Source organism: Marinomonas sp. 63XJN7_9_ISO-PGPR-S23-217 (assembly GCF_056173515.1).
In genome coordinates, this window is sequence record NZ_CM149678.1 from 1213083 (window position 1) to 1238192 (window position 25110).

A 25110-nucleotide genomic window follows, 5' to 3' on the forward strand; every position below is an offset into this window, starting at 1 on the left:
ACGCGCTCTTTGACGTTTTTCGAAAAACTTGAGATAGATAATAGAGGCCCCATCTTCCTCTTCTCCCATAGGCTTTGTTGTTGTAAACAATTTGCTCAAACGAAGATGGCGTATTTCCTATGTCAAGCACTACTCGACGTGAATTTATTCAGCGGCTCCTAATGGCATCTGGCGCTGTTTTATTATCTGCCCCGGTTTTGGCAGCGAATCGCTCTAACATTTTAAAAGCGGTTCATTCCACTCATGATGGCAAACTAACTCGCCTAACATTTGATTTGGCAAAAGTCCCCCATTACGACGTTTTTACACTATCAAACCCTGCAAGGTTGGTGGTGGATTTACATGATACAACCAATAGCAGCAATCTGGATTCGCTAAAAAGAAGCGGTCTATTCGATAATGTTCGCTGGGCTGTCCACCATGATAAAACGCTACGGGTGGTTTTTGACTTACCGCATCAAACCTCTTTCGATGGTGCTTCTATTGATAAACGCACTGGGCATCTGGCTTTAGATTTTAGCAATAACTTGGTGCATCATGCCGTCATGGAAAGGCACCCGGTTAAGCGTGATATTATTGTGGTTGTGGATCCTGGACATGGTGGCAAAGATCCAGGTGCCACCGGAAAATACGGCACTCATGAAAAAAATGTGGTGTTAGAAATTAGTCGTATGCTGAAACGTAAGTTGGATAATACGCCAGGCTTTAGAGTCGTGATGACACGGGACAAGGATATTTTTATTCCATTACGTCAACGGGTTAATATTGCTCATAAGCACAAAGCTGATGTTTTTGTCTCGGTTCATGCGGATGCCTGTGATGATCGTTCTGTAAAAGGTTCTTCGGTCTATATTTTGTCAAATAAAGGTGCTAGTAGTGTGATGGCACGTCGTTTGGCGGATAGAGAAAACGACTCTGATCTAATTGGTGGTGTATCGCTAAAAGATAAGGGTAGTATGTTGGCTAAAGTCTTATTAGATTTGTCTCAGACGGGAACCATATCGGCCAGTTCCGATCTTGCCCATACTATGATCCATAATTTGGCAGAAAGTGAACGCGTACTTCACCGCAAGGTAGAGCGAGCGGCGTTTGTTGTTTTGAAATCGCCTGATATTCCATCTGCTTTAGTGGAAACCGCCTTTATTTCCAATCCGACTCAAGAGAAGAAGTTGAGAACAAAAGCATTCCAAAACAAGATTGCCAATGCACTTCATAATGGAATAAAAAGCTACTGTTTGGCAAACATTCCAGAACGTAACCTTATTATTAGCTAATTGAATAGGATAAAATTCCCCAAACTGAGTGTCTGCCTCAGTTTGGGGAATGCTTGTTTATTAGCATTAGAGATTAAATTAAGCAGGCGGGACCAATACGTTATCAAAGTCGTAGGTGCCGTTGAACAGTTCAAATACCTTTCCGTTCAAATTGTCTTTACTGAGAATAAACATAACAGCTTTGGCAACATCGACACGGGGTATGGCCATTTCTGCATGTGAATCAGGACGTTTGATAGTGATTTTACCTTGGCTTTTGTCATTCGTAAGAGGGCCTGGGCGAACAATGGTATACGGAACACCAGATTTTATTAGGTAATCATCCGCCATGTGTTTCGCAACAAGGTAAGGTTTGATGTTAGATTCTAGTGCATCTGGATCATCGGCGCCTATGCTACTCACTAGGATGAATTGCTTGACTTGGGCGTCTTTTGCATAGTCTACGGCTTTTTTTGCTGCCCATAAATCAATCAGCAGGGTTTTGTCTGGTCCGGTTTTAGCTCCAGAGCCTGCTGTAAAAATGACGCGATCAATCCCTTCAAAGGCGACGCTAAAATCTCCTTCTAGATCCATTTCTATGACTTCAAGTTGCTTACCCGTGATGTGACTGAGTTTGCTTTTGTCACGGACAAGCGCTCGTGCAGGTTCATTTGTTTGTGCCATTGTTTGCGTGATGATGTTACCAATTTGGCCACTTGCACCAATGATTAAGGTTTTACTCATTACCTGACTCCCTAAGTTAGTTGCCTTTACCTACTATATTAGGCGAGAGTCTCAAAGTTAAACCCCTTGGCTGAGGTTTGCATACTTGATGGACATTTTTAGGTAGGTTGCTGAACATGAAAAGCCGATTTTTACGTCGGCTTTTCATATTGGATTGCGTTGTAGAAAAAGGCAGTGAATTAGATTTGTGCTAATTTCTGTTTGATCTGTTGTTCGATACCGTCAGCATCTAACCCGATGCGTTTAAGCATTGCCCCATGGCTAGCATGTTCTTCGTATTGGTCCGGCAGTCCGATATGTAGGGTTGGAACATTGATATTATTAGAGAGTAAGAATTCACTGACTGCTGAGCCAGCACCGCCCATAATCGCATTTTCTTCCACTGTCACGATAAGTTTGGCATGTTGATGCTTCAGTAAGGCTGCTTTGTCCAATGGTTTAACAAAGCGCATGTCCAGTAGTGTCGCATCTAAATGCTTAGCCGCTTGTAGCGCATCGTAGGTGGGTCGTCCAAAACCCAAAATGACAATGTCGGAGTGGCCAGTATAGAGTGTGCGGGCTTCGCCTATAGGAATGGTCTCAAGTGTGTTTTCTGTCTCGATGCCTCTTCCGGTGCCGCGTGGGTAGCGAACGGCTGCTGGCCCTTGGTATTCGTACCCCGTTTGTAGCATTTTGCGGCATTCATCTTCATCAGAGGGGGCCATGATCACCATGTTAGGAATGCAGCGTAAATAACTTAAATCATAGGCGCCTGCATGGGTGGGACCATCTTCCCCTACTAGTCCAGCACGGTCGATGGCAAAAAGAACATCGAGATTTTGCAGAGCGACATCGTGAATCAATTGGTCATAAGCGCGCTGTAAAAAAGTGGAGTAAATGGCGACAACAGGTTTTAAGCCATCACAGGCCATACCAGCGGCTAAGGTGACGGCATGCTGTTCGGCGATGGCGACATCAAAGTAGCGTGTTGGAAAGCGATCTGCGAAGGCTATCAGGTCGGAACCTTCTTTCATGGCAGGGGTGATGGCAACAAGCTGGCTATCGCGCTCAGCGGCATCACAAATCCATTCACCAAAGATGTTGCAGTATTTTGGTAAGCTCTTTTTGGGGGGGGCACTTGGATTATCTTGTTCTATTTTACTGATGGCATGGAAGCCAATCGGGTCGCCTTCGGCGGGTTCGAAGCCCTTGCCTTTTTTGGTGATGATATGCAAGAACTGCGGGCCAGAGCGATCTTTCATGTTGTTGATGGTGGTGAGTAGATGGTCCATATCGTGACCGTCGATTGGACCTATATAGTTAAATCCTAACTCTTCAAACATGGTGGCAGGAGAGACCAAGCCTTTCATATGTTCTTCTGCTTTACGAGCAAGCTCTTCGAGCGCTGAAGGGAGGCCTGAAAAGACTTTTTGACCACCTTTACGAATGTGATCGTAAGTTTTGCTGGCCCACATGCGAGCAAAGTAGCTGGATAATGCACCAACGGGTTTGGAGATAGACATTTCGTTATCGTTTAAGATAACCAGCATATCGGCTTTCACATCCCCTGCGTGATTCAATGCTTCAAAGGCCATTCCGGCCGACATCGCACCATCGCCAATGACAGCTACGGCTTTACGTGGCTTGTGTAGAAGACGAGAAGCGAGTGACATTCCTAAAGCGGCGCCAATGGAGGTACTGGAATGGCCGACGCCAAAGGTGTCGTATTCGCTTTCTTCGCGCTTTGGAAAGCCGGAAATGCCATTTTCCTGGCGAATATTCAGTAGTGCATCACGGCGCCCAGTTAATATTTTATGTGGGTAAGCCTGATGACCAACGTCCCACACGATACGGTCTTCTGGAGTGTTGTATAAATAATGTAAGGCGACCGTCAGTTCTATGACGCCCAAGCCTGCTCCGAAGTGTCCACCTGTCTGGCCCACACTGAAGAGCATATATTCACGAAGCTCGCGTACAAGTTTAGGCAGCTGCTCTTTTTTTAACTTGCGCAGGTCCGCTGGAGAATTCACCTGATCAAGTAGTGGAGTGTTAGGTCGTGAGGTTGGGATTTCGTCGAACATGGGCACCAGTATGGTCACATTAATAAAGTCATAATAAGCGGGCTAGTATATCAGTGGTTGCGACCAATAATATAGTTCGCAAGCTCTATTAAAGGTTGCGCAGCGTCACCAAAAGGCGAAATTTTTGCAATTGCTTGTTGATTAAGGGTTGTTGCTAAATGTTTTGCCCCTTCTAAGCCAAGTAATTTAGGATAAGTTGGCTTGTTGGCATCGGCATCAGCAAATTGCGTTTTTCCTAAGGTTTGCGTATCGCTGGTAATGTCGATAATGTCATCTTGAACTTGAAATGCCAATCCAATGGCAGTGGCGTAGTCATCCAGTGCAGCCAGCTGTTTGGCATCCTTTAGCCCAACACTGATGGCTCCCATGCGAACGCTGGCACGGATCAGAGCGCCTGTTTTATGGGCATGCATTTCTTCTAGTGCCTGAATATCGATATCCTGTCCAACGTTTGATAAATCTATCATTTGTCCGGTTACCATCCCATGTCGTCCAGCGGCACAGGCTAACTCTTGAATGAGTTGTAATTGGCACTGAGCTTGGTTAAGGGATGGGCAGCTGAGTAATTCAAAAGCGAAGGCTTGCAAGGCGTCTCCTGCAAGAATCGCTGTGGCCTCATCAAATTGAATATGGCACGTTGGTTGGCCTCGGCGTAAATCATCATCGTCCATCGCAGGTAGGTCGTCGTGAATCAATGAGTAAGCGTGAATCGCCTCTATGGCCGCAGCACAAGCATCCGTCAGCGGGGTGGGTTCTGCAAAGAGGGCGGCACTGGCGAATGTCAGCATAGGGCGAATACGCTTCCCCCCATTAAATAGACTATAATTCATTGCAGCCTGTAAGGAAGCGGCTGGCGGATATGTGTCTAATGTTTGCTTTAAGTAACAATCGACTCGTTGACGCGCGTAGTTGGAGAATTGGTCTAGGTTCACGAATTTGTTTCCGGATCAAAAGGTTCTAAGTGTTCGCCATCTTGCTTATCGAGTAGAATTTGCACTTTTTGCTCGGCTTGGGTTAAGACTCGCTGGCACTCTTGGCTTAATTTTACCCCTTTTTCAAAGGCTTTAAGCGCGTCTTCTAGGGATAACTGATTTGACTCAAGTTGCGTCACTATGGTGTCCAAGTCGGTTAGGTTGTCTTCGAAGTGACGGACCGCTGTTTTAGGGGGCATGATAATATCTCTCGTTGTTATCTACAATTTTTAACAGAAAAAGACGAAATCTTCGAGTTCAATTGTAGGGAAATTACAAAAATAAAGGATCAAGGAGTGAACCTTCTCTTCTCTTTCGTTTAGAATTAGGAAAACTGTTGAGCATTATAGCTTTTTTTGTAGGAGACGTGTGTGGATATCGCAACGTTAATCGGGCTTGTTGGTTCGTTAGCAATTGTTTTTATGGCCATCCTGTTAGGGGGATCTCTAGGTGAGTTTATCGACCCAGCCTCCATCTTGATTGTACTGGTTGGTTCGCTTTTTGTTGTGCTCATTCAGTATCCCTTAAGTCAGTTTTTATCAACTGGCAAAGTGGTTGTAAAAGCATTTATGTTTAAAAGTGTGCCTCTAGATGCATTAATCGATGAAATTTATGCTCTAGCTGATGAAGCTCGAAAAGGTGGTTTATTGTCTTTGGAAGGCAAGGAGGTTAGCCATCCTTTTTTATCTAAAGGTATTCAAATGCTCGTCGATGGTCACGATGGCAGTGTGGTTCGTGCCCAACTGTCTAAAGACATGAGTATGTCGTTTACCCGTCATGACAATGGCGCGAAGATCTTTAAAGCGTTTGGTGACACAGGCCCAGCCATGGGGATGATCGGAACACTAGTGGGGCTGGTGCAGATGTTGGCCAATATGAGTGATCCTAAGGCCATAGGTCCTGCTATGGCCGTTGCATTGCTGACTACCTTATATGGTGCGATGTTAGCAAACATGGTGTGTTTGCCTCTACAAGCGAAACTAATGAATCGTGCAAACGAAGAGTTAACCTGCCAGAAGCTGATTCTTGATGCCTTGTTAGCCATTCAAACTGGGCAAAATCCTCGTGTTATCGACGGCGTGTTGAAAACCTATATTGCAGAAGGTAAGCGTGTTGAACGCGAATAACCCAGCTGTTAATGAATTGTCAAGTTGTGACCGGATTAACTAAATGAGTGATGAAGAAGAACAAGAATGTCCTGAGTGCGTAGAAGGCTTACCAGCTTATATGGGGACATTCGCAGACTTAATGTCTCTATTGATGTGTTTCTTTGTGCTGTTACTGTCTTTTTCTGAAATGGATGTTTTAAAATTTAAACAACTAGCTGGGTCCATGCGTGAGGCATTTGGCGTTCAAAAAGAGGTAAAGGCTGAATCCATTCCTATGGGAACATCCATTATTGCCCAAGAGTTTAGTCCAGGAAGGCCGGATCCAACGCCCATTAATGAGGTTAGGCAAAAAACGGATAATATTCCTAAAAACACGCTAGAAGTTCTGTGTAAACCAGGTCAAGCGGATTTAAACAATAAAGACAGTGCTGGTTTGCCGTCTAAACAGATTTTTGTGGACCAATCGAAAGCGAACTTGGAACAAGAAAAGAAAATTAAGCAAACGGAAGAAGATGCGCAGCAAGTAGCTTCTGTATTGCGAGAGGAAATTTCTAAAGGAACCGTTGAGGTTGAAACGCAGGAACAAACTATCACGATTCGTTTGAAAGATAATGGCTCATTTAAATCTGGGTCGGCGGAATTAAACTACGATTTTATCCCCGTGATCGATATGATTCGTGATGTTTTAGTCGGTATTAAAGGGACAATCTCTGTTGAGGGGCATACCGATAATGTGCCTATTGTCAGTAAGAAGTTTAAATCAAACTGGGCATTATCATCCGCCCGTGCCTTGTCAGTGGCGGAAGAGTTATTTGCTGATGGTAGGTTGGATCAAAATCGCTTTGCGGTAGTTGGTTACGCTGATACCCGACCTTTGGTGCCAAATGATACGCCAGCACATCGAGCAATGAATCGACGTGTGGAAATTGTTATCAGGCAAAATGATCTGTCGAGACCGAAAATGCAAACGGATGATAAACCCATTAATGATGGGGCCATTGAATACGACAAATCGGACTTGAAGAAGTTTGATTTATCGCCAGGTGAGATTTTCTAGCCGTTGGTTTTGGCGATAGGTCAGTTTTGATGGTCGTTAGGTTTGTAAGTTGATAGAGAGGCCAACCTTTATACTGGGTTGGCTTCTTCACTGGCGACTTTGTAAATTGCTTTTCCTAACGTGTTGATTTGTTCTTTAGTGATGATATAGGGAGGCATCAAGTAAATCAGTTTGCCAAATGGCCTTATCCAAACACCCTGTTCAACAAATTTTGGTTGTATTTCATGCTGATTAACCGCTTGTTTTAACTCAACGACACCAATTGCTCCAAAGCAGCGCACATCTTGTACCTGATCTAAGGTGCGGCAAGGTTCTAGTGCCTCCTTCATCCAATCTTCTATTCGTTTGACAGTATTTTCTATGTCGTAGCTCGCCAATAATTCGAGGCTAGCATTGGCCGCAGAACAAGCTAGAGGGTTTCCCATGAAGGTTGGGCCATGCATAAAGACGCCGCCATTATCACTGATGCCAAGGGCGACTTTGTCGCTGGCCAGTGTGGCGGCTAAGGTAATATAACCCCCGGTTAGCGCTTTGCCAACACACATGATGTCTGGGCTAATGGCAGTGTGATCTGTTGCAAATGGTTTGCCTGTTCGGCCAAATCCGGTGGCGATTTCATCGAAAATCAAGAGAATATCAAACTCATCACACAGTGCTCGAAGACGGTTGAGATAGTCGGGATTGTAGAAACGCATACCGCCCGCATTTTGTACGACGGGCTCAATGATAAAACCGGCAATCTTGTTATGTTTGGTAGTGAAAAGAGCACGAATTTCGTCGATATAACTGTCTTTAATGGGAGTGTCTATGCCTGTTGGTGGTGGAGAGACAAAGTACTGCTGGGTGACAGCTCCATTGAATAAGTTATGCATGCCATTTTCAGGATCGCAGACAGACATGGCAGCAAAAGTATCGCCATGGTAACCACTTTTGGGGGTGGCAAAGAATTGTTTGTCTGCTTTACCTTGGGTATGCCAATACTGGATGGCCATTTTTAATGCTACCTCTACCGAGACGGAACCCGAGTCGGAGAAGAATACGCGCGTCAGGGACTTTGGTGTCATAGCAACCAATTTCTGGGCGAGGTCAATGGCGGGTTTGTGTGTCAGCCCGCCAAACATAACATGGGAAAATTGATCGATCTGCTGTTTCATTGCTTGGTTCATGGCTGGGTGGTTATAGCCATGGATGACGCTCCACCAAGAGGACATACCGTCGATCAGTGTTTGACCGCTAGCCAAATGAATTTCGCAGCCTAAAGCACGTTCCACCAAATACTGGGGCGTTGGTGTGCTCATTGAGGTATAAGGGTGCCAAAGCAGTTGTTTGTCTAGCTCTATATAGTTTTGATGGGAGGGATAATCTTGCATTGTAAAACCATTTCTTCTTGTAGAGGCGCTTGGAGTCTAAACAAAGCGACGTATCTTTGCCACCAGTCTGTCGTGTTCAAAGAGAGTAAACTGACTCTGAGACGGGACAATTTAGCCGTGTTTATCATCGGGGGTTCTAGCAATAACCCATATGTCGACGCGTTTTGCGCCTTTTCTTTGTAGTGCCTTAGTGCAGCTCTCTAATGTGCTGCCTGTGGTCATGACGTCGTCGAATAGCGCAACGTGTTCTTCTATTGGTCCTTGAACTTGGTACACACCTTGTTGGTTTTGTATGCGCAGTTTTCGACTTAAAGTGTGTTGTGCTTGTGTGTGAACACTTTTGTGTATTGGGTTGCGAGTAGCTATGTAAGGGAGGTCGCTGGTTAGGGTGGATTTGAGAAGGGAATGCAATGTGTTGACCATTATTTGGGTTTGACAGAAACCGCGTTCTTTTATGCGCTGCGGATGGCTTGGTACGAATACTATTTGGTTTGGCCAAGGTGCGTTTTGTGAATAATAGGTGACGAGGTGATCTCTCACTATTTCCATTAGTGGTTGAATAAAGTGGGCTTGTTGGTGAAATTTAATATTTTGAATCAAGATTCTTGTTGTCCCTTCGTAGCGTAAGGGAGCTAAACAGCGATAATAGGGGGGTGGGGCTGCTTGGCATTTTCCACATAGACTTTGTTGGGAGTCATGTTGGGCTATCTGTTGTTGCGATAGGGGGCGTTGGCAGACAGAACAAGCATGGCGATTGTGTTCAAACCCTACTTTGCAATACTCACAAACGGCTGTTTGACTGTGAGATTGGCAAATACTGCATTGTTTTGAAAATATACTATAGTAAACCTTGGATAAAAATGAGGTTGACAGTTGTCTCCAGTCCATTAGTATTGCCATCCTTAACGCTATATTTTTTGAGGATATTATGCCTGTCACTAACTTGATTGAGCCACGTTTTGATTGGACTCATGCTGAAATTACAGAGCTTTTTAATCTACCTTTTATGGATCTGATGTTTCGCGCTCAAACGGTCCATCGTCAAAACTTTGCACCCAATGAAGTTCAGGTGAGTACGTTATTATCAATTAAGACGGGTGCTTGTCCAGAGGATTGTAAATATTGCCCACAGAGTGGGCATTACAATACAGAGCTGGAAAAAGAGAAACTGATGGAAGTTCAAAAGGTGCTGGAAGAAGCTCAGTTGGCCAAAGAAAAGGGCGCGAGCCGTTTCTGTATGGGGGCAGCTTGGAAGCATCCCTCAGAAAAAGATTTTCCCTATGTACTCGAAATGATCAAAGGGGTAAAAGCCTTAGGGCTTGAATCTTGTGTCACGCTCGGTACGTTGAGCGATGAGCAAGCACAGCGTTTATCAGACGTTGGCTTAGATTATTACAACCACAACTTGGATACGTCGGCAGAATTTTACGACAGTATTATCACGACCCGTACTTATCAAGATCGTCTAGATACCTTGTCTCGAGTACGTGATTCAGGCATTAAATTATGCTGTGGCGGTATTATGGGGATGGGAGAAGAGCAAAAAGATCGTGTGGGTCTGATTCGCCAGTTGTCTCAAATGACACCCCACCCCGAAAGTGTGCCAATTAATATGTTGGTAAAAGTGGAAGGGACGCCAATGGCTAATGTGGAGGACCTTGATGAGTTCGAATTTATCCGCACCATTGCGGTAGCTCGTATTGTTATGCCCATGTCTCATGTGCGTTTGTCCGCTGGCCGCCAAGGTATGAGTGAGCAAACGCAAGCTTTGTGTTTTATGGCGGGCGCTAATTCTATTTTTTATGGTGAAAAATTACTGACTACAGCCAACCCAGAAGCGGATAAAGACATGAATTTATTCAGCAAATTGGGTATTACTCCTGAAAAGCGTGAAGAGCATTCAGACCAAGCAGTGATGGAAGCCATTGCTGATCAGGTTGTGAAGCAGGAAGAATCTAAACTGTTTTACGATGCTAATGCCTAATACACCATCCTGGATAAAGACGGCACTTGACGAGCGCCGTCAACAGGCCTTACTGCGTCAAACGGTGACGTTAGAGGGGCCGCAAACACCAAAGGCGTGTTTTAACGGCTCTGCGTATACTTCTTTTTGTTCAAATGATTACTTGGGATTGGCTAATCACCCTGATTTGATTCGAGCTGTACAGGCTAGCGCAGAGCAATATGGTGTCGGTGGGGGCGCATCGCATTTAGTTTGTGGTCATTTGGCCCCCCATCAAGCGTTAGAAGATGCGCTGGCTGATTGGCTCGGTTATGAGAGGGTGATGTTATTTAGTACTGGTTATATGGCCAATTTAGGCGTGATTTCTGCGTTGGCTGCGAAATCGCGACCAGTGGTTCAAGATAAGCTTAATCATGCCTCTTTAATTGATGGTAGCGTATTGGCTCAATCACCACTGCGCCGTTACCTTCATGGTGATGTGTCCAGTGCTCGAAGATTGCTGCAGAAAATCGCAGCCCCCGGTTTATTGGTGACAGATGGCGTGTTTAGTATGGATGGCGATCTTGCTCCCTTAGCCTCCTTAGCGGCATTAGCTCAGGAAGAAGATTGGCTTTTTATGGTCGATGATGCCCATGGATTAGGTTGTTTGGGCAATAATGGGCGCGGCAGTCTTTCTCTAGAGAGCTTGGATTCACATTCTGTACCTGTCTTGGTGGGTACCTTTGGCAAAGCATTTGGCACATCTGGGGCTTTTGTGGCCACATCGAATGAAATTGCTGATTATTTGACACAATTTGCTCGCCCTTACATATACACTACCTCTATGTCACCTGCGATAGCAGGGGCAACCTTGGCGGCTTTGCGTCTGATTCGGTCAGATGAAGGGGAGGAGCGGCGAGCAATCTTAGCCAGTCATATTCGTTATTTCCGTCAACGAATGGCTGAACTTCCTGTTCTTTTGATGTCATCAGATACGGCGATACAACCAATTATTATTGGTGATAGTGATAAAGCGCTTAGAGCGAGCGAGGCATTAAAGGCCTTGGGGGTATGGTGTACGGCGATTCGTCCGCCAACGGTTCCCATTGGCAGTGCTCGACTGCGTATTACGTTGAGTGCCTCACATAGTAAAGAAGATGTAGTTTTATTATGTGATTCGCTAGAGTCGGTATTGGTCGTTAAGGCAAAGTGCGAATAAGTCCTAGTTAAGTAAAGGTTAGTTGAGCTGAAGGGGAAACATGCGCAGACCAATAGAAACAGAGCAGTTAGGGGATTCGACGAATCCAGCAATTTTTATGGTACCTGGCTGGGGAATGCCAAAGGAAACCATGCGTCCTTTAGCGGAGCGTTTGAGTAGTAGGTTTTATGTCGTTTTGGCTAACTTGCCAGGAGTGTCGTTGGATGAAAGTTGGATTAGCCGTACTCGAATTGGCCCTAATTACGATATTGATGCGTTGAGCGAGCAGTTGATTGCGGTGGCACCGAAGCATTGCTGGTGGATCGGTTGGTCGCTTGGTGGCATGGTGTCGGCGTATGTGGCGGCACGGCGTTCAAGTTGTGTGAAGGGATTGATCACCTTATCCGCTTCGCCTAGTTTCTTGCAGCGAGAGGGATGGCCTCATGGGATGGAGGTCTCGTTATTTGATGATTTTGCGACGTTAACAGCGAATCAGCCAGAGCAAGGTCTAAAGCGTTTTGTGATGTTGCAAACCAAAGGGGCGGCTAATGAGCGAACACTGGTAAAACAGTTGCAGCCTTTGTTACCGACTAGCACGCTGAACAAAGCGGCTTTGGTAGGTGGTTTGCGTTTGTTGAGAACGTTAGATGTGCGACGCGAATGGTCGCTTTTAGATCGTCCTAATCTTCATGTTCTTGGGCAGTGTGATGGACTTGTTTCTTATCAAACATTAACCACTCAAGCCGATGTGAATCCACATCAAGAAGTGATTGTTATGCCTGATGTGGCGCATCAAAGTTTTATGGAAAATGAGTCTGTCTGTTTACGTCATATTGAACAATTTATTGATGCCAACTCTCTCTAGTCGTGAAAATCTAACGTCGTATAAGCAACAAGTTGCCCAGCGCTTTGACCGTGCAGCTGTGACTTATGGTGTTTACGCACGTTTTCAGCAACAAGTTCTTGAGCGCCTATTCCAAGTGCTGCCGATGATAAAGGTGGACTCTGTGTTAGATCTGGGGACAGGGACAGGACGAGCTATTCCTTTGCTGCGCTCTTTATTCTCTCCTGATCGTTTGGTTGCCATGGATCTGTCGCAGCAAATGTTGTCGCAAGCCAGAATGGCAGCCCCTTCTCAGGCGACATCTTTTATCTGTGCTGATGCCGAAGCTTTGCCCTTTGTGGATGAAACATTTGATTTGGTGTTGTCGAGCCTTGCATTGCAATGGTGTCTTTGCCCTGACGTCTTATTTGATGGTTTGTATCGGGCTGTCAAGCCTGGTGGTTATATAGTGTTTTCCACTCTGTGTCATGGCTCTATGCCGCAAATTGATCAGGCGTGGAAAGGGTTAGACGACAACATCCATGTGAATCAATACGCTACTTATACGTCTTTGCTTGAGCAGGTAGGGAAAGGCGGCTGGACAATAGATGATGCCGTTTTAGAACCCATAACCATGTGGTTTGATTCGCCAGAAGAGGCCGTTGATTCTATTAAAAAGGTAGGTGCTGGGTTGGTAAGAGGTCAAGCGTCGAAAGGTATGTCGCCGTCGAAATGGCGGGCCTTTTTAAGGCAATACGCTCAGTTGCGTCAAACTGCTGGGGTGCCGTTAAGTTATCAAGTGGCGTTTATTGTGGCGCAAAAAGCCTGTTAGAAATTGACCGAACACTTTGCTTAAAGATGTTTGGAATGAAAGGTTTTTTGGTTAGAGAAGAGAGTAGAGTGTTTTATGGGAAAGAAGTTTTTTGTTACTGCAACGGATACAGATGCGGGTAAAACCTATGTCACTACAGGGCTATTAAGAGCTGCGGGGCGTGCGGGTCTGCGCTCTCTTGGACTTAAACCGATTGCGGCGGGGGCGGATAAGATTGATGGTATATTGCGTAATGACGATGCGTTACTGATTCAGTCCTCAAGCAGTGTTCAATTGCCCTATGAGCAAGTCAACCCAGTAGTGTTAGAATCTGCCATCGCACCGCATATTGCCGCAGCGGATGAGAGGCGATTGGTGACGGTTTCTCGATTGGAAGGTTATTTAAAAGGCGCTTTGTTAACACCTAATGACTTGGCACTGATTGAAGGCGCGGGTGGTTGGCGTGTGCCATTAAATGATAGAGAGATGTTATCCGATTTGGCGAAATCGCTTGGTTTTCCTGTGATCCTTGTTGTTAATATGAAGTTGGGTTGTTTGAATCATGCGTTATTAAGTGCCGAAGCAATTGTTCGGGACGGGTTGCCTTTAGCCGGTTGGGTGGCGAATGGTGGTCAAGAGAGTATGCTCCGTTATGAGGAAAACTTGGCTAGTTTACAAGCTTTACTATCTGCCCCCTTGTTAGGTACGTTGAGTTGGCAAGATAAGGAGACAACGGCAAATAAGGAGTTTGATCATATCTTGGCTCAGCTATAATCAAAAGACCTTTTAGAGTTGGGCTCTTATTTAACGGTTAAGGGTTGAAACCTTAGATAAAATTCGCATTATTTAGGTTAAGAGGTGTGTCGCACACCTTATTGAGATTAACAGAGGGTAGCAACGTGAAGGCCTGGTTATGTGGGTTAGATGATGAAGAGTTAATGTCTGTATCAAGTGTGCTGACGTTTATCGGCATAGAGCACAGTACCTCTTTCACTGCGTTTCAGTTGCCTGATTTTGTTGTGATAGGTCAGTCTATTGAGTCAATCGAGTTAGATGAATCCATTTCTATTGTATCTCTCAGTGAGACTTTGTCTATAATACCCCAAGACAATGTATGGTTTTGCCCTTTGCCTTGGCGCTCTCAGACTTTATGGAGCATTCTTAAAGAAATTCAGCAGAGGCGCCGTATGCCTCAGCCATCTGGGGTGAACTTGAATCTGCATGTTCGTCATTTAGAGGCGTTGTTGATTCGTCAGGCGCTGGTGTCTGCGCAAGGGGTAGTGTCAAAAGCCGCTCAAAACTTGCAGATTCAGCGTACTACCTTGATTGAAAAAATGCGCCGTTACAATATTGATAAGTCGGAGTTTTAGTGACTAAGGATGAAGAAATCGCCGAGTTAAAGGCTGCTTTTTATGCGTTTTCTGAGTCATCTGAGATCCTCGCTAAGTCCTATTTGGATTTACAAAAGCAAGTTGAACAATTGTCTGCGCAACTTGAAAAATCAGAGCAAGATCGTCGAGAAGAACAAGATAAAAACCGTATTTTGGTTCAACAGTTCCAGCAACTCTTTGAATCCATGCCAGTGGGGGTTTTGTTACTTAATGCGGAAGGCATTATCGTGATGGCGAACCCTGTAGCGGATGGGCTTTTTGACATGGCATTGGTTGGGGAGTCTTGGTCTGATATTGTGCCTGTATGCTTTACTCCTCAAAAAGATGATGGACATGAGGTGAGTATGACATCGGGTCGACGTGTTCGCGTAGAAACATCATCGCTAGGTGATGTTCCTGGTCAATTATTGATTTTTGTGGATTTGACCGAAGCGTATTTGTTACAAAAAAAGCTCACGCATCACGAACGCTTATCGACGATGGGAAAAATGGTAGCTGCCTTGGCCCATCAAGTTCGTACCCCTCTTTCTTCTGCTACTCTTTACGCAGGGCATCTGCAAAAAACAGATTTATCCCCTATTATGCGCCAGCGTTTTGCGGATAAATTGGCAGATCGTCTGGCGAATATTGAGCGCCAAATTCGCGATATGCTGATCTTCTCTCGCAGTGAAATTAAATTGAGTGATCATGTAAATGGCGCAGTATTTCTTGAGGAATTAGTAGTTGAAGGACGTGAAGTGTGCGAACAAAAAAATATGACACTTACGGTCGATGGGGAAGGCGATAACACGTCTGTGTGGATACACTGTAATAAAGATACACTAAAAGGTGCTTTATTAAATTTATTGAACAATGCCATCGATGCTCAGTCGGAGGGGACTAATATCCTTCTTCGTTGGTATTGTGATGACAGTGTCATCCGCTTTTCGTTTGTTGATAATGGCAAGGGTATGTCCTCTGAGCAGTTAGCGCATGTTCAAGAAGGGTTTGTTACCACAAAGCAGCATGGTACGGGGTTAGGTTTGATGGTGGTGAAGGCGATTGCCAGAGCGCATCATGGGATTTTTGAAATAGATAGTAAAGAGGGTGTTGGAACGACGGCAACACTGCAGCTTCCTCTTATAAAGGTGTGATATGTCTGATGTTAAATTACTGATTGTTGAAGATGATAAAGGGCTGGCGGAAGCATTAGAAGATACCCTTATGTTAGCTGGTTATCAATGTAAGCTGGTTTTTTCTGCAGAAGACGCTGTCATAGCCCTTAAGCAAAGCGCCTTTGATATGGTGGTATCCGATGTTAATTTGCCAGGTATGGATGGCTACGAGTTATTACGCCATGTAATCGATACTTATCCAGAGTTACCTATGATGCTGATGACCGCTTATGGTGACATTGCTCATGCGGTGGAAGCCATGCGCGATGGGGCAGTGGATTATTTATTAAAGCCGTTTCAAGAGAGCGAGTTGCTTTCTGCAATTGAAAAATACACGGTCAAAAAGGTTGTGGCTCAGGGAAATCAACCCATTGCTAAAGATCCATCCAGCATTGCCATGTTGGAGTTGGCGAAGCGTGTCGCGGTGACGGATTCAACGGTTCTTATTTGTGGTGAAAGTGGGACTGGTAAAGAAGTATTAGCGAACTATATTCATCAGGAATCCAACCGTCATAAATCCCCTTTTGTGGCCATTAACTGCGCGGCAATACCTGAGAATATGCTGGAAGCTATTTTATTTGGCTATGAAAAAGGCGCTTATACTGGGGCGGTATCGTCTCAGGCAGGGAAGTTTGAGCAGGCTAACGGTGGGACGTTGTTGCTGGATGAAATTTCTGAAATGGATATTGGCTTACAGGCGAAAATATTGCGTGTTTTGCAGGAACAAGAAGTTGAACGGTTAGGAGGAAAAAAGGCCATCCCATTAGATGTGCGTATTATTGCCACAACGAACCGAGACTTGGCGGAATATGTTCGTGAAGGGGGATTCCGAGAAGACTTATACTACCGTCTGAATGTCTTTCCTTTGCGTTGGTTGCCCATTCGAGAACGTAAAGGTGATATTTTACCTATTGCGCAAAGTTCATTAGAAAGGCATTCTGCAAAAATGCGTGTGACTAATGCGGTACTAAAGCCCTCTGCACAAAGTAAGCTTGAAGCACACCCTTGGCCTGGCAATGTTCGTGAACTGGATAATGTGATTCAACGGGCGTTAATTTTGAGTCCCAATGGCCAGATACATGAAGATCATATTGTTTTTGATATGATGAGTGTGCCTGCCGCCAGTGATATCAACGAAGAGCCGGAAGAAAATAGTGCTGCATCTATCTTAGGAAAAGGCGTTCAGCAGCATGAATTTAGAATTATTGCACAAGCTTTGATTGATGCGAATGGAAAACGCAAGCTTGTCGCGGATAAGCTGGGCATCAGTCCAAGGACATTGCGCTATAAAATTGCTAAAATGCGAGAATGTGGGATTGATGTAGATTGATTTTTGAGTCTTCTTTTAAATCTGTATATGCTAAGTTTTATGAATGTTATGCTAAGCTATATATACACGTTTTTTGTAGGTGGGAAGTATGGTCACTAATAGACCAGACATTAATCAAGTTCTTTCTCAAATGAGAGAGATGAAAGCGCAGGTTCAAGCACCCGACTTGTCGATGCCAAATATTGCTAAAATTAGTGGTGAACAAGGTGGTGATGGCAATACCATTGCGCGCCCAGATTTTGCAGAAATGTTAAAAACGGCAGTCGATAATGTGAATGAGTTGCAGAAGAATGCGTCAAATCTTGCTCAGGCTTATGAGCGAGGAGACCAAGGGGTGGATTTGCCTCAAGTGATGATAGGTCTGCAAAAATCGAGTGTTTCATTTGAAGCTATGACCCAAGTACGAAACAAACTGGTCGACGCGTATGAAAAAATCATGAATATGCCTATTTAGGTATGATACATCGCTTGGCGCTTTTAAATGGATAATGTCCCTGCAGAACAATCAGAACAAAAGCTCTACCTTGAGCTTCTGACAGGCTTTAATAAATTAACTGTCATCAGACAGTTAGCATTAATGGTCGGTCTTGCTGCGTCTATTGCCATCGCGCTTGCGGCAGTGCTGTGGTCAAATGGAACGGATTACAAACCTGTTCTGAGCAGTATTACAAATTATAATGCTGACCAAATCGTAGACCTTCTCAATTCTAACGGTATTCCCTTCAAAATTGACGAAAACACAGGTGCTTTGTTGGTGGCATCTGATAAATATCAACAAGCTCGTCTTAAGTTAGCGGGTTCCGGTATTGTCTCTGACAGGAATATTGGTATGGAAATCATGGATAAAAACCAAGGTTTCGGTACCTCTCAGTTCGTTGAAAATGCTCGTTACCGGCTAGGCTTGGAGGGAGAGTTAAGTAAAACCATTGCCAGCTTACAAAGTGTTAAATCGGCACGAGTACACCTGGCTATTCCCAAAGAGTCAGTATTTGTTCGTGACACGCGAAAGCCAACGGCTTCCGTGTTTGTAGAGCTTTACCCAGGCCGTCGTTTGGACTCTGGTCAGGTGGACGCCATTGTTAACTTAGTGTCTTCGAGTATTCCTGAATTAACCGATGATAATGTTACCGTAGTGGATCAAAGAGGCACCCTCTTAACTGAAAAAGATAAGTCATCGGATCTGTCTGTGGCTGGAAAGCAATTTGAATACACTCGAAAAGTGGAAGATGCGCTGCAACAGCGCGTTAATAGTATTCTTGATCCGGTGGTCGGAAGCGGACATTTTAAAGCCGAAGTGTCAGCAGATGTGGATTTTAATGCCGTTGAGCAAACCGCAGAACAATACAATCCTGATTTGCTGGCGTTGCGCAGTGAGCAAACTCTGAAAGAAAATAAAACTGGGGGAGCAGCAAATGGTGGTATACCAGGAGCGTTGAGTAATCAGCCTCCAGGAGCCGTGTCTGCACCAGAAACAGTTGATCAAAATGGTGCGCCCATTGGCGCTTCAACAACGAATAAAGTAACGGATGGTCAGTCTAAAGTCGAGACAACGCGAAATTTTGAGCTTGACCGAAGTATTAGTTATACCAAACATCAGCAAGGGAAAATTAAACGCCTGTCCGTGGCTGTTGTAGTTGATGACATTACTTCCATTGATCCCAAAACGAATAAAGTAGTCAGGACGCCTTGGAGTGATGAAGAATTGGGGCGTCTAACACTCTTGGTTCGTGATGCGGTAGGTTATGACCCATCAAGAGGGGACAGTGTCAGTGTTATTAATTCACCGTTTGCCCCCGTTGAATCCCAAGAGCCCGCACCAGAACCGCCTTTTTACAAGCAGACTTGGTTCTTGGATTTGTTGAAGCCAAGCTTAGTTGGGATTTTTGTTCTATTGTTATTACTGGTGGTGGTTCGCCCAATTTTGAAATCCCTTAGTGATCAGAACAAGATCGCCGTTGCAGAGGATACCGAAGCGAATATTTTCTCCGATGAGACCGATGAAATATCCGATGATCAAGTGTCTTTGGTCAGTGCAGAAGACGTGATGGTACCAGGTTCACCGGAGAAGATTGACCGTCAGATTAACGCAATTCGTGGCCTGATTGCTGAAGAGCCAGAGCGGGTGGCGCAGGTTGTTAAACAATGGGTGATGGAAGGGTAAATGAGCAATACTGGGCAAACTGATTTAAGCTCCTTGGAAAAAGCCGCCATCCTGTTGATGTCGTTGGGTGAGTCTGATGCTGCGCAAATTCTAAAGCACATGGGACCAAAGGAAGTTCAACGCATTGGTCAAACGATGGCGCAGCTATCTAATGTGCAGCGTCATCAAGTAGAAAAAGTATTAGACGATTTTTTAGTCTTGGTTGGCGATCAAACGGGCCTTGGTTTGGGCGCCGATGGCTATATTCGAAATATGTTGAAAGAAGCGCTGGGTGATGAAAAAGCAGGTAGCTTGATTGATCGCATATTGTTGGGCGGAAACACCACTGGTCTTGATACGCTCAAGTGGATGGAGCCGCGCGCTGTTGCTGACGTTATTCGTTATGAGCACCCGCAGATTCAAGCCATTGTTATCTCTTATTTGGATCCTGATCAAGCTGCAGATATTTTAGCAAACTTTGATGAGCGTGTGCGTTTGGATATTGTGCTTCGGGTCGCTTCGCTGGAAACAGTGCAACCAGCGGCTTTGCAAGAACTAAACGATATTCTCGAAAGGCAGTTTTCTGGAAATCAATCTACCCAATCAACTTCGATTGGTGGGGTTCGTACCGCTGCTAATATCATGAACTTTATTGATAGCTCTGTTGAGTCTGAGTTGATGGAATCCATTCGTGATGTGGATGAAGACTTAGCCAATACTATTCAGGATCTTATGTTTGTCTTTGACAACTTATTGGATGTGGATGATCGTGGCATTCAGGTGATTCTGCGTGAAGTGGAGTCTGAAACGTTGATTTTGGCGCTCAAAGGTGCTGATCCTGATATGCAAGAAAAGATCTTCAAAAATATGTCATCTCGTGCAGCGGACATGCTTAAAGATGATCTTGAGGCAAAAGGTCCAGTTCGAGTCAGTGAAGTGGAAGTTGCTCAAAAAGAAATTCTGGCGGTTGCCAGACGTCTCGCTGAAAACGGGGAAATCGTACTCGGTGGCGGCGGTGAGCAGATGGTTTAATTAAGTAATGTCAGATAAAAAAAAGGATGATTCCGAGCGTAAGCTAACCGCTTATGAACGCTGGGAGTTACCACATTTAGAAAGTAATCAAGAAAAAAAGACTTTCTCTCCTGGTATTCTTGTTCAGAAAGAAGAAGAAACGGTCACGATGGAAGAAGTAGACCACGATAGCTTGGTTTACGAGCCCTTGACAGCATCCCAGTTGGAAGAGATAAGATCAGCAGCCTATGAAGAAGGTTTCATTCAAGGAGAGTCGGAAGGCCATGCAAAAGGTTATGAGGATGGCCGTGCGCAAGGCGAGATAGATGGCTTTGAATCCGGATTTGAAAAAGGCGTTGAAAAAGGCACGGAAGAAGGTCGTTCTGAAGCCATCGCCTTGGCTAAAACACAGTTAGAAACGTTAGAGAACGTGTTAGCCAACGTGGTTCAGGAAATTGTCCATCCCTTGGAAGAGAGTCGTGCTGGTGTGGAAGATCTGTTGTACAAAACGATGGTACGAATGGTTGAAAATATTTGCTTATCGCAAATGAAGGAAGAAGGCCATCGTGTATTGAAAGATCAGTTGGCGCGTATTTTTGATCAAATGGGGGAATTTGAGGGGCGTATACGCCTGAAACTTCACCCTGATACGGTTGATGTATTGGCGTCTTTGGACGTCGATGGCCGTCTCGCTATACAAGTTGAGCCTGATGACAGTCTGATCGAAGGCGGTTTTGTGTTGGACTGTAAGTCATTTCACGTTGATGGTCGTGTCGAACAGCGTTTAGAAGCCGTCTGTAATGAGCTGCGTTACCTTTCTAGTTCCGAAGAATAAGGCCTTATTGGTGTCCACTCTCGAAGAACGTTTGCAAAAGCTACTCAATATCTCCTCTGTTCCTATACTCCCCCAGTTGGAGGGAAAAGTAACGCGCATGGTAGGGCTAACCATGGAAGCGGTAGGTTGTATTGTAGCCTTGGGGGATCGTTGCCTAGTTCAAGTCCGTAAAGATCGGTGGGTTGAATCCGAAGTGGTTGGCTTTACTGGTAACCTAACCTATTTAATGCCTACAGAGGCCATTGACGGCATTTCTCCTGGGGCGCGTGTCCGGCCGATGCTTGAAGAAGGCAAGTTACCAATTGGAGAAGAGCTATTAGGCCGTGTGATTAATGGTTTAGGTAAACCACTGGATGGTAAAGGTGTAGTCAAAGCCAAAGATACTGTGGGCTTGCAGTGTGATGCTATCAACCCTTTGCAACGTAAACCGATTAGTGAACCGTTGGATGTCGGTATTAAAGCCATTAATAGCTTGCTGACTGTGGGTAAAGGGCAGCGTTTGGGCTTGTTTGCAGGCAGTGGGGTGGGCAAAAGTATGCTGTTGGGCATGATGACGCGCTTTACAGAAGCGGACATCACCGTTGTTGGTTTGATTGGTGAGCGGGGGCGAGAAGTAAAGGAGTTTATAGAACAAATTTTGGGAGAAGAGGGGTTGGCTCGCTCTGTTGTTGTGGCTTCTCCAGCGGATGATTCTGCATTGATGCGCTTGCGAGCAGCAATGCTTACCACGCGTATTGCAGAGTATTACCGAGATCAAGGGAAAAGTGTTTTGCTTTTGATGGATTCATTAACGCGATATGCTCAAGCACAAAGGGAAATTGCCTTGTCGGTCGGCGAACCGCCAGCAACCAAAGGCTATCCACCCTCGGTTTTTTCGAAATTACCTCAGCTGGTCGAACGGGCGGGAAATGGTCGCGATGGTGGTGGTTCCATAACGGCTTTTTATACAGTGTTAACAGAAGGGGATGACCAACAAGACCCTATTGCCGACGCTGCTCGTGCGATTCTAGATGGCCATTTAGTTTTGTCGCGTCGTTTGGCAGAGGAAGGGCACTATCCCGCTATTGATATAGAGGCATCCATTTCTCGAGCCATGCCCAATATTGTGAGCGAAGCCCATTTACAAGGTGCGATGCGTATTAAGCAGCTTTATTCAAAATACCAGCAAAATCAGGATTTAATCGCTATTGGTGCTTATAATCAGGGCAGTGATCCTGACTTGGATCAAGCGATTTATCGTATGCCAGACATTAGAACGTTTCTTCAGCAATCTCTCACCGAAAAATTCACTATTGATGAAAGCCTAGAGGCCCTTGTTGCGGCCATGACAAAAGAGTAAATGAATGCTTTTAGCGTAAGCTTTTAGTGAGCAATTTATGCATTGAAGCCTGATGTCGTCTAGTATTTAATAGATAATAGGCATAAAAGGTGCAAATAAATCCCCTTTTTTTCTATAGAATGTCATTATTGTTTTATTGTTATTGTCTAAAAAAGACAAGATGAACCTTTGTTGAATAGTTAAAGCATACAGATGAATGTGAGAGTTGGGCTTACTTAGAAGAGAATAGACATGGCGCGTAAATCACAACGAGTACAGCTTTTAATTGATGTTGCTAAGCGAAAAGAGGAGGCCATTGCGAGGCAACTTGCCAGTGATAGAGCGAAAGTGGAATACGATAAAAACAAACTGAATGAACTTAAAGAGTATGCTGGGCAATATGAGTCAGAACGCAACTTGTTAGGGTTAAGTCCGTATCTAACAACCAACTATCAGCATTTTGTGGATCGTGTTCAGCAGGCTATTCATCAGCAAGAAGCAGCCATAGGGCGATCTGAGCAGCAAGCGGATATGACAATGCGGAGTTGGCAGGCAGCAAAAGCTAAGACGCAAAGTATGGATTGGCTAAAAAGTAAATATAAAAAAGCTGAGCAAACGCAGGAAGATAGAAAGGAACAGCGACAAAACGATGAGCTTTCTATACGGCGTTTTTTTGATAATAGATATTGAATGTTGAAAGGAAAAGATGGGCGAGGGGTTAAAGGATGTTGCTAGAAAACCATACGTCTACCGTTTTTTCCTCCCTGAGTAGCCTTTCCTCGGCACTCTATTTGTATTCGTCTTCACCAAAACAAGGGATGGAGGCGCTAGAAAAGGCAGTTTCTTCACTTCGCCAACATACAGAGCGAGAGTTTCATTCCCCCTTTCTTCTGGCTCGTTTAGAGTTAATGCAGGAGGCTGCGGTATCTTCGGTTCGTTTAGGCGCTGTTTATGATGCCGATTTGTATCAGGCTTTCTTTGCAGCAGCTGATGCCCTTGAGCAAGTTTTTTATGCGTCTTCTCTTGAAGGCGATTATGCTGAGCAAACCCAGTTTTTATTAGATCGACAGCGTACTTGTTGGCAGGTATTAGAGGCCTCCCTTGGACGTCGAGCTTATTCACCAGTATGTCATTATTATACTGAGTTCAAAGAGTCTTCACGCTTTCCTTTAAATAAGATGTTGCAATCATTGGCTCAAATTGGTGAGGTAACTTATCGTCTTGACAGTGTGTCATCACAGGGAGAACTTAACGGTATTATTGAGTTGAAAACCCCCCAACCAATGGCTTGGCTACAATCACAGCATGCTTATCTTACACTTACATGGCGACAATGTGATGAGGTAGATGCTAGGAAAAGGAATCCAGTACAGCAACTAGCCTTCCCTGTAGCCACATACTCAAGTCTTTTTTTATCAAAGCATCTCCCAAGACAAGAGCATTATTATGTATTGGATGCTTTAGCGACATGGATTCATTCTAACGATTACCAAGTTTTTGCTGAGTGCTTTTCTCAAGTACATTTTGTGGGACATATTGAACAGGCTTCGCGTCGGGTACCCTTTAGGGGGGTAGCCCATCCCATATCGCTCAAAAGCTCTACTCTTTCCGCTTCGCCAATAAGAATCTCTGGTGCTTTTTGGGTGTGCTGTCAAGATGAACAGAGTGATCCGTCATTTATGTTGAGTCAAGATAAGCACAATGAGCTTGTTTATTTGGGAGGCGATCATCTCTCGTCCAATGTGTATGTGGTAGAAAGTCAAAATCGTGTGTTTGTCTTTGATCAAGAAGACTGTCAAGGCGTCTATCCTTTTAATGCTACCGCCCTATACCAGGCGGATGAGCATGAAAATCAATGGTGCTATATCTGTCAAGAAGGACGAGTGGCAAAGGTTGTATTTGCCGACATGACATTGGATGGAATGGGTGATCAGAGTGCTGCATTGGAGGGAAATGAGCAAGTTGTCTTGATTGTACAAGGGGGAAAGCTATACGCGGTTATTGGTTCCAAGGTGACGATTTCTGAAGCGGTATGTGGGCACTGTGATTGTATTGGGCCGTTGGCAAAAAATATTTGGTTGACGGCCTATGGAGACATCTTTTTAGAGCCTTGGCTGATGCAAAATACATTGTTTATAAATCACATCGTCCCAAAAAAGAATAATGCCATTAATATGGAAAAAATTGGTTATTATCAGCTGAACGTATCTGGTGTTGCTATTTGGCTTGAAGCATCGTTGGTTCAAGTCATATTGCCCTATGAAACTTGTAAAAGAGTAGGGAATATATTGGTTTATGGTATACAGTATTTTCAGCGGTTTATTAGGGGGAGAGACGAGCAAACAGCGGCTTTCTCTATAGTAATAAAAGCTTTAGGCGGTTTTGTTATCGATACGGAAACTTGTGTATGGCACGAGAACATATCAACAGAACTGGGTGAAGAAAGCGCTTCCTTTATAGTGCAAAAAGAGACGGATTATGTTGTGACTCTTTGTAATAATGAAAATAATAAAGACTATATTCTTAATACAAGAAACGTTGCTGACTTTGTTGCCTCTGTTTGGCCGACGTTGTCTTTACCAAAGGAATAATG

24 protein-coding genes are annotated in these 25110 nt (G+C 44.6%); 18 read left to right on the top strand and 6 right to left on the bottom strand.

Annotation, left to right across the window (positions count from 1 at the left end; genetic code table 11):
• Positions 1-119 precede the first annotated feature (119 nt).
• Positions 120-1274, top strand: coding sequence for an N-acetylmuramoyl-L-alanine amidase (locus AC0VYI_RS05595; protein WP_199476892.1), 1155 nt, complete (start codon positions 120-122; stop codon positions 1272-1274).
• Positions 1275-1352: 78 nt separating this feature from the next.
• Here the strand turns inward: AC0VYI_RS05595 and AC0VYI_RS05600 are convergent, their stop codons facing one another.
• From AC0VYI_RS05600 to AC0VYI_RS05615, 4 genes are all read right to left on the bottom strand, one after another.
• Positions 1353-1997 carry an SDR family oxidoreductase gene (locus AC0VYI_RS05600; RefSeq protein WP_475447879.1) on the bottom strand — a complete coding sequence of 215 codons (645 nt, stop codon included), beginning with the start codon at positions 1995-1997 and terminating at the stop codon, positions 1353-1355.
• A 179-nt stretch (positions 1998-2176) separates the two neighbouring features.
• Positions 2177-4057 (bottom strand): 1-deoxy-D-xylulose-5-phosphate synthase, encoded by a 1881-nt coding sequence (dxs, locus tag AC0VYI_RS05605; RefSeq protein WP_475447881.1) that lies wholly within the window; start codon positions 4055-4057, stop codon positions 2177-2179.
• Positions 4058-4107: 50 nt separating this feature from the next.
• Complete coding sequence (locus AC0VYI_RS05610; RefSeq protein ID WP_199476895.1) at positions 4108-4989, bottom strand: polyprenyl synthetase family protein; 882 nt, start codon at positions 4987-4989, stop codon at positions 4108-4110.
• A complete protein-coding gene (locus tag AC0VYI_RS05615; RefSeq protein WP_199476896.1) occupies positions 4986-5228 on the bottom strand; it encodes an exodeoxyribonuclease VII small subunit in 243 nt (80 codons plus the stop codon). The genes AC0VYI_RS05610 and AC0VYI_RS05615 overlap by 4 nt, the downstream gene beginning before the upstream one ends.
• A gap of 171 nt (positions 5229-5399) precedes the next feature.
• Between AC0VYI_RS05615 and pomA the strand changes: the two genes are divergently transcribed.
• Together pomA and AC0VYI_RS05625 are read left to right on the top strand one after the other, a co-directional pair.
• Positions 5400-6155, top strand: coding sequence for a flagellar motor protein PomA (gene pomA, locus AC0VYI_RS05620; protein WP_199476897.1), 756 nt, complete (start codon positions 5400-5402; stop codon positions 6153-6155).
• 43 nt (positions 6156-6198) lie between these two features.
• Positions 6199-7194: a flagellar motor protein MotB gene (locus tag AC0VYI_RS05625; RefSeq protein ID WP_475447883.1), complete on the top strand. Its 996-nt coding sequence runs from the start codon at positions 6199-6201 to the stop codon at positions 7192-7194.
• 68 nt (positions 7195-7262) lie between these two features.
• Here the strand turns inward: AC0VYI_RS05625 and bioA are convergent, their stop codons facing one another.
• Both bioA and AC0VYI_RS05635 read right to left on the bottom strand, forming a co-directional pair.
• Complete coding sequence (bioA, locus tag AC0VYI_RS05630; protein ID WP_475447885.1) at positions 7263-8564, bottom strand: adenosylmethionine--8-amino-7-oxononanoate transaminase; 1302 nt, start codon at positions 8562-8564, stop codon at positions 7263-7265.
• Between the two features lie 111 nt (positions 8565-8675).
• Complete coding sequence (locus AC0VYI_RS05635) at positions 8676-9164, bottom strand: ComF family protein (protein ID WP_233407811.1); 489 nt, start codon at positions 9162-9164, stop codon at positions 8676-8678.
• Between the two features lie 328 nt (positions 9165-9492).
• Here AC0VYI_RS05635 and bioB point away from each other — a divergent pair, with 328 nt between their 5' ends.
• The 15 genes from bioB (at position 9493) to AC0VYI_RS05710 (ending at position 25108) form a co-directional block, all read left to right on the top strand.
• A complete protein-coding gene (gene bioB, locus AC0VYI_RS05640; protein WP_475447887.1) occupies positions 9493-10548 on the top strand; it encodes a biotin synthase BioB in 1056 nt (351 codons plus the stop codon).
• Positions 10541-11725 carry an 8-amino-7-oxononanoate synthase gene (gene bioF / locus AC0VYI_RS05645; protein ID WP_475447889.1) on the top strand — a complete coding sequence of 395 codons (1185 nt, stop codon included), beginning with the start codon at positions 10541-10543 and terminating at the stop codon, positions 11723-11725. The genes bioB and bioF overlap by 8 nt, the downstream gene beginning before the upstream one ends.
• A 40-nt stretch (positions 11726-11765) precedes the next feature.
• A complete protein-coding gene (locus AC0VYI_RS05650; RefSeq protein ID WP_475447891.1) occupies positions 11766-12569 on the top strand; it encodes an alpha/beta fold hydrolase in 804 nt (267 codons plus the stop codon).
• Complete coding sequence (gene bioC, locus AC0VYI_RS05655; RefSeq protein ID WP_475447893.1) at positions 12514-13359, top strand: malonyl-ACP O-methyltransferase BioC; 846 nt, start codon at positions 12514-12516, stop codon at positions 13357-13359. Before AC0VYI_RS05650 ends, bioC begins: the two co-directional genes overlap by 56 nt.
• A gap of 75 nt (positions 13360-13434) precedes the next feature.
• Positions 13435-14112, top strand: coding sequence for a dethiobiotin synthase (gene bioD, locus AC0VYI_RS05660; RefSeq protein WP_475447895.1), 678 nt, complete (start codon positions 13435-13437; stop codon positions 14110-14112).
• Between the two features lie 125 nt (positions 14113-14237).
• Positions 14238-14708, top strand: a complete 471-nt coding sequence (locus AC0VYI_RS05665; RefSeq protein ID WP_199476905.1) for a helix-turn-helix domain-containing protein — start codon at positions 14238-14240, stop codon at positions 14706-14708.
• A complete protein-coding gene (locus AC0VYI_RS05670) occupies positions 14708-15862 on the top strand; it encodes a sensor histidine kinase (protein ID WP_475447897.1) in 1155 nt (384 codons plus the stop codon). Before AC0VYI_RS05665 ends, AC0VYI_RS05670 begins: the two co-directional genes overlap by 1 nt.
• A gap of 1 nt (position 15863) precedes the next feature.
• Positions 15864-17213, top strand: a complete 1350-nt coding sequence (locus tag AC0VYI_RS05675) for a sigma-54-dependent transcriptional regulator (protein WP_475447899.1) — start codon at positions 15864-15866, stop codon at positions 17211-17213.
• Between the two features lie 88 nt (positions 17214-17301).
• Entirely contained in the window at positions 17302-17667 is a 366-nt protein-coding gene (fliE, locus tag AC0VYI_RS05680) for a flagellar hook-basal body complex protein FliE (RefSeq protein ID WP_475447901.1), read from the top strand.
• Between the two features lie 27 nt (positions 17668-17694).
• Positions 17695-19374, top strand: a complete 1680-nt coding sequence (gene fliF / locus AC0VYI_RS05685; RefSeq protein ID WP_475447903.1) for a flagellar basal-body MS-ring/collar protein FliF — start codon at positions 17695-17697, stop codon at positions 19372-19374.
• On the top strand, positions 19375-20385 hold the full coding sequence (gene fliG / locus AC0VYI_RS05690; RefSeq protein ID WP_199476910.1) for a flagellar motor switch protein FliG: 1011 nt from the start codon (positions 19375-19377) through the stop codon (positions 20383-20385).
• A gap of 7 nt (positions 20386-20392) precedes the next feature.
• A complete protein-coding gene (locus AC0VYI_RS05695) occupies positions 20393-21199 on the top strand; it encodes a FliH/SctL family protein (RefSeq protein WP_199476911.1) in 807 nt (268 codons plus the stop codon).
• The gene (gene fliI, locus AC0VYI_RS05700) at positions 21165-22538 is read left to right on the top strand and encodes a flagellar protein export ATPase FliI (RefSeq protein ID WP_475447905.1); all 1374 of its coding nucleotides are present in this window, start codon (positions 21165-21167) and stop codon (positions 22536-22538) included. Before AC0VYI_RS05695 ends, fliI begins: the two co-directional genes overlap by 35 nt.
• A gap of 231 nt (positions 22539-22769) precedes the next feature.
• Positions 22770-23207 carry a flagellar export protein FliJ gene (gene fliJ, locus AC0VYI_RS05705; RefSeq protein WP_475447907.1) on the top strand — a complete coding sequence of 146 codons (438 nt, stop codon included), beginning with the start codon at positions 22770-22772 and terminating at the stop codon, positions 23205-23207.
• Positions 23208-23242: 35 nt separating this feature from the next.
• Complete coding sequence (locus AC0VYI_RS05710; protein WP_475447909.1) at positions 23243-25108, top strand: hypothetical protein; 1866 nt, start codon at positions 23243-23245, stop codon at positions 25106-25108.
• Positions 25109-25110 lie beyond the last annotated feature (2 nt).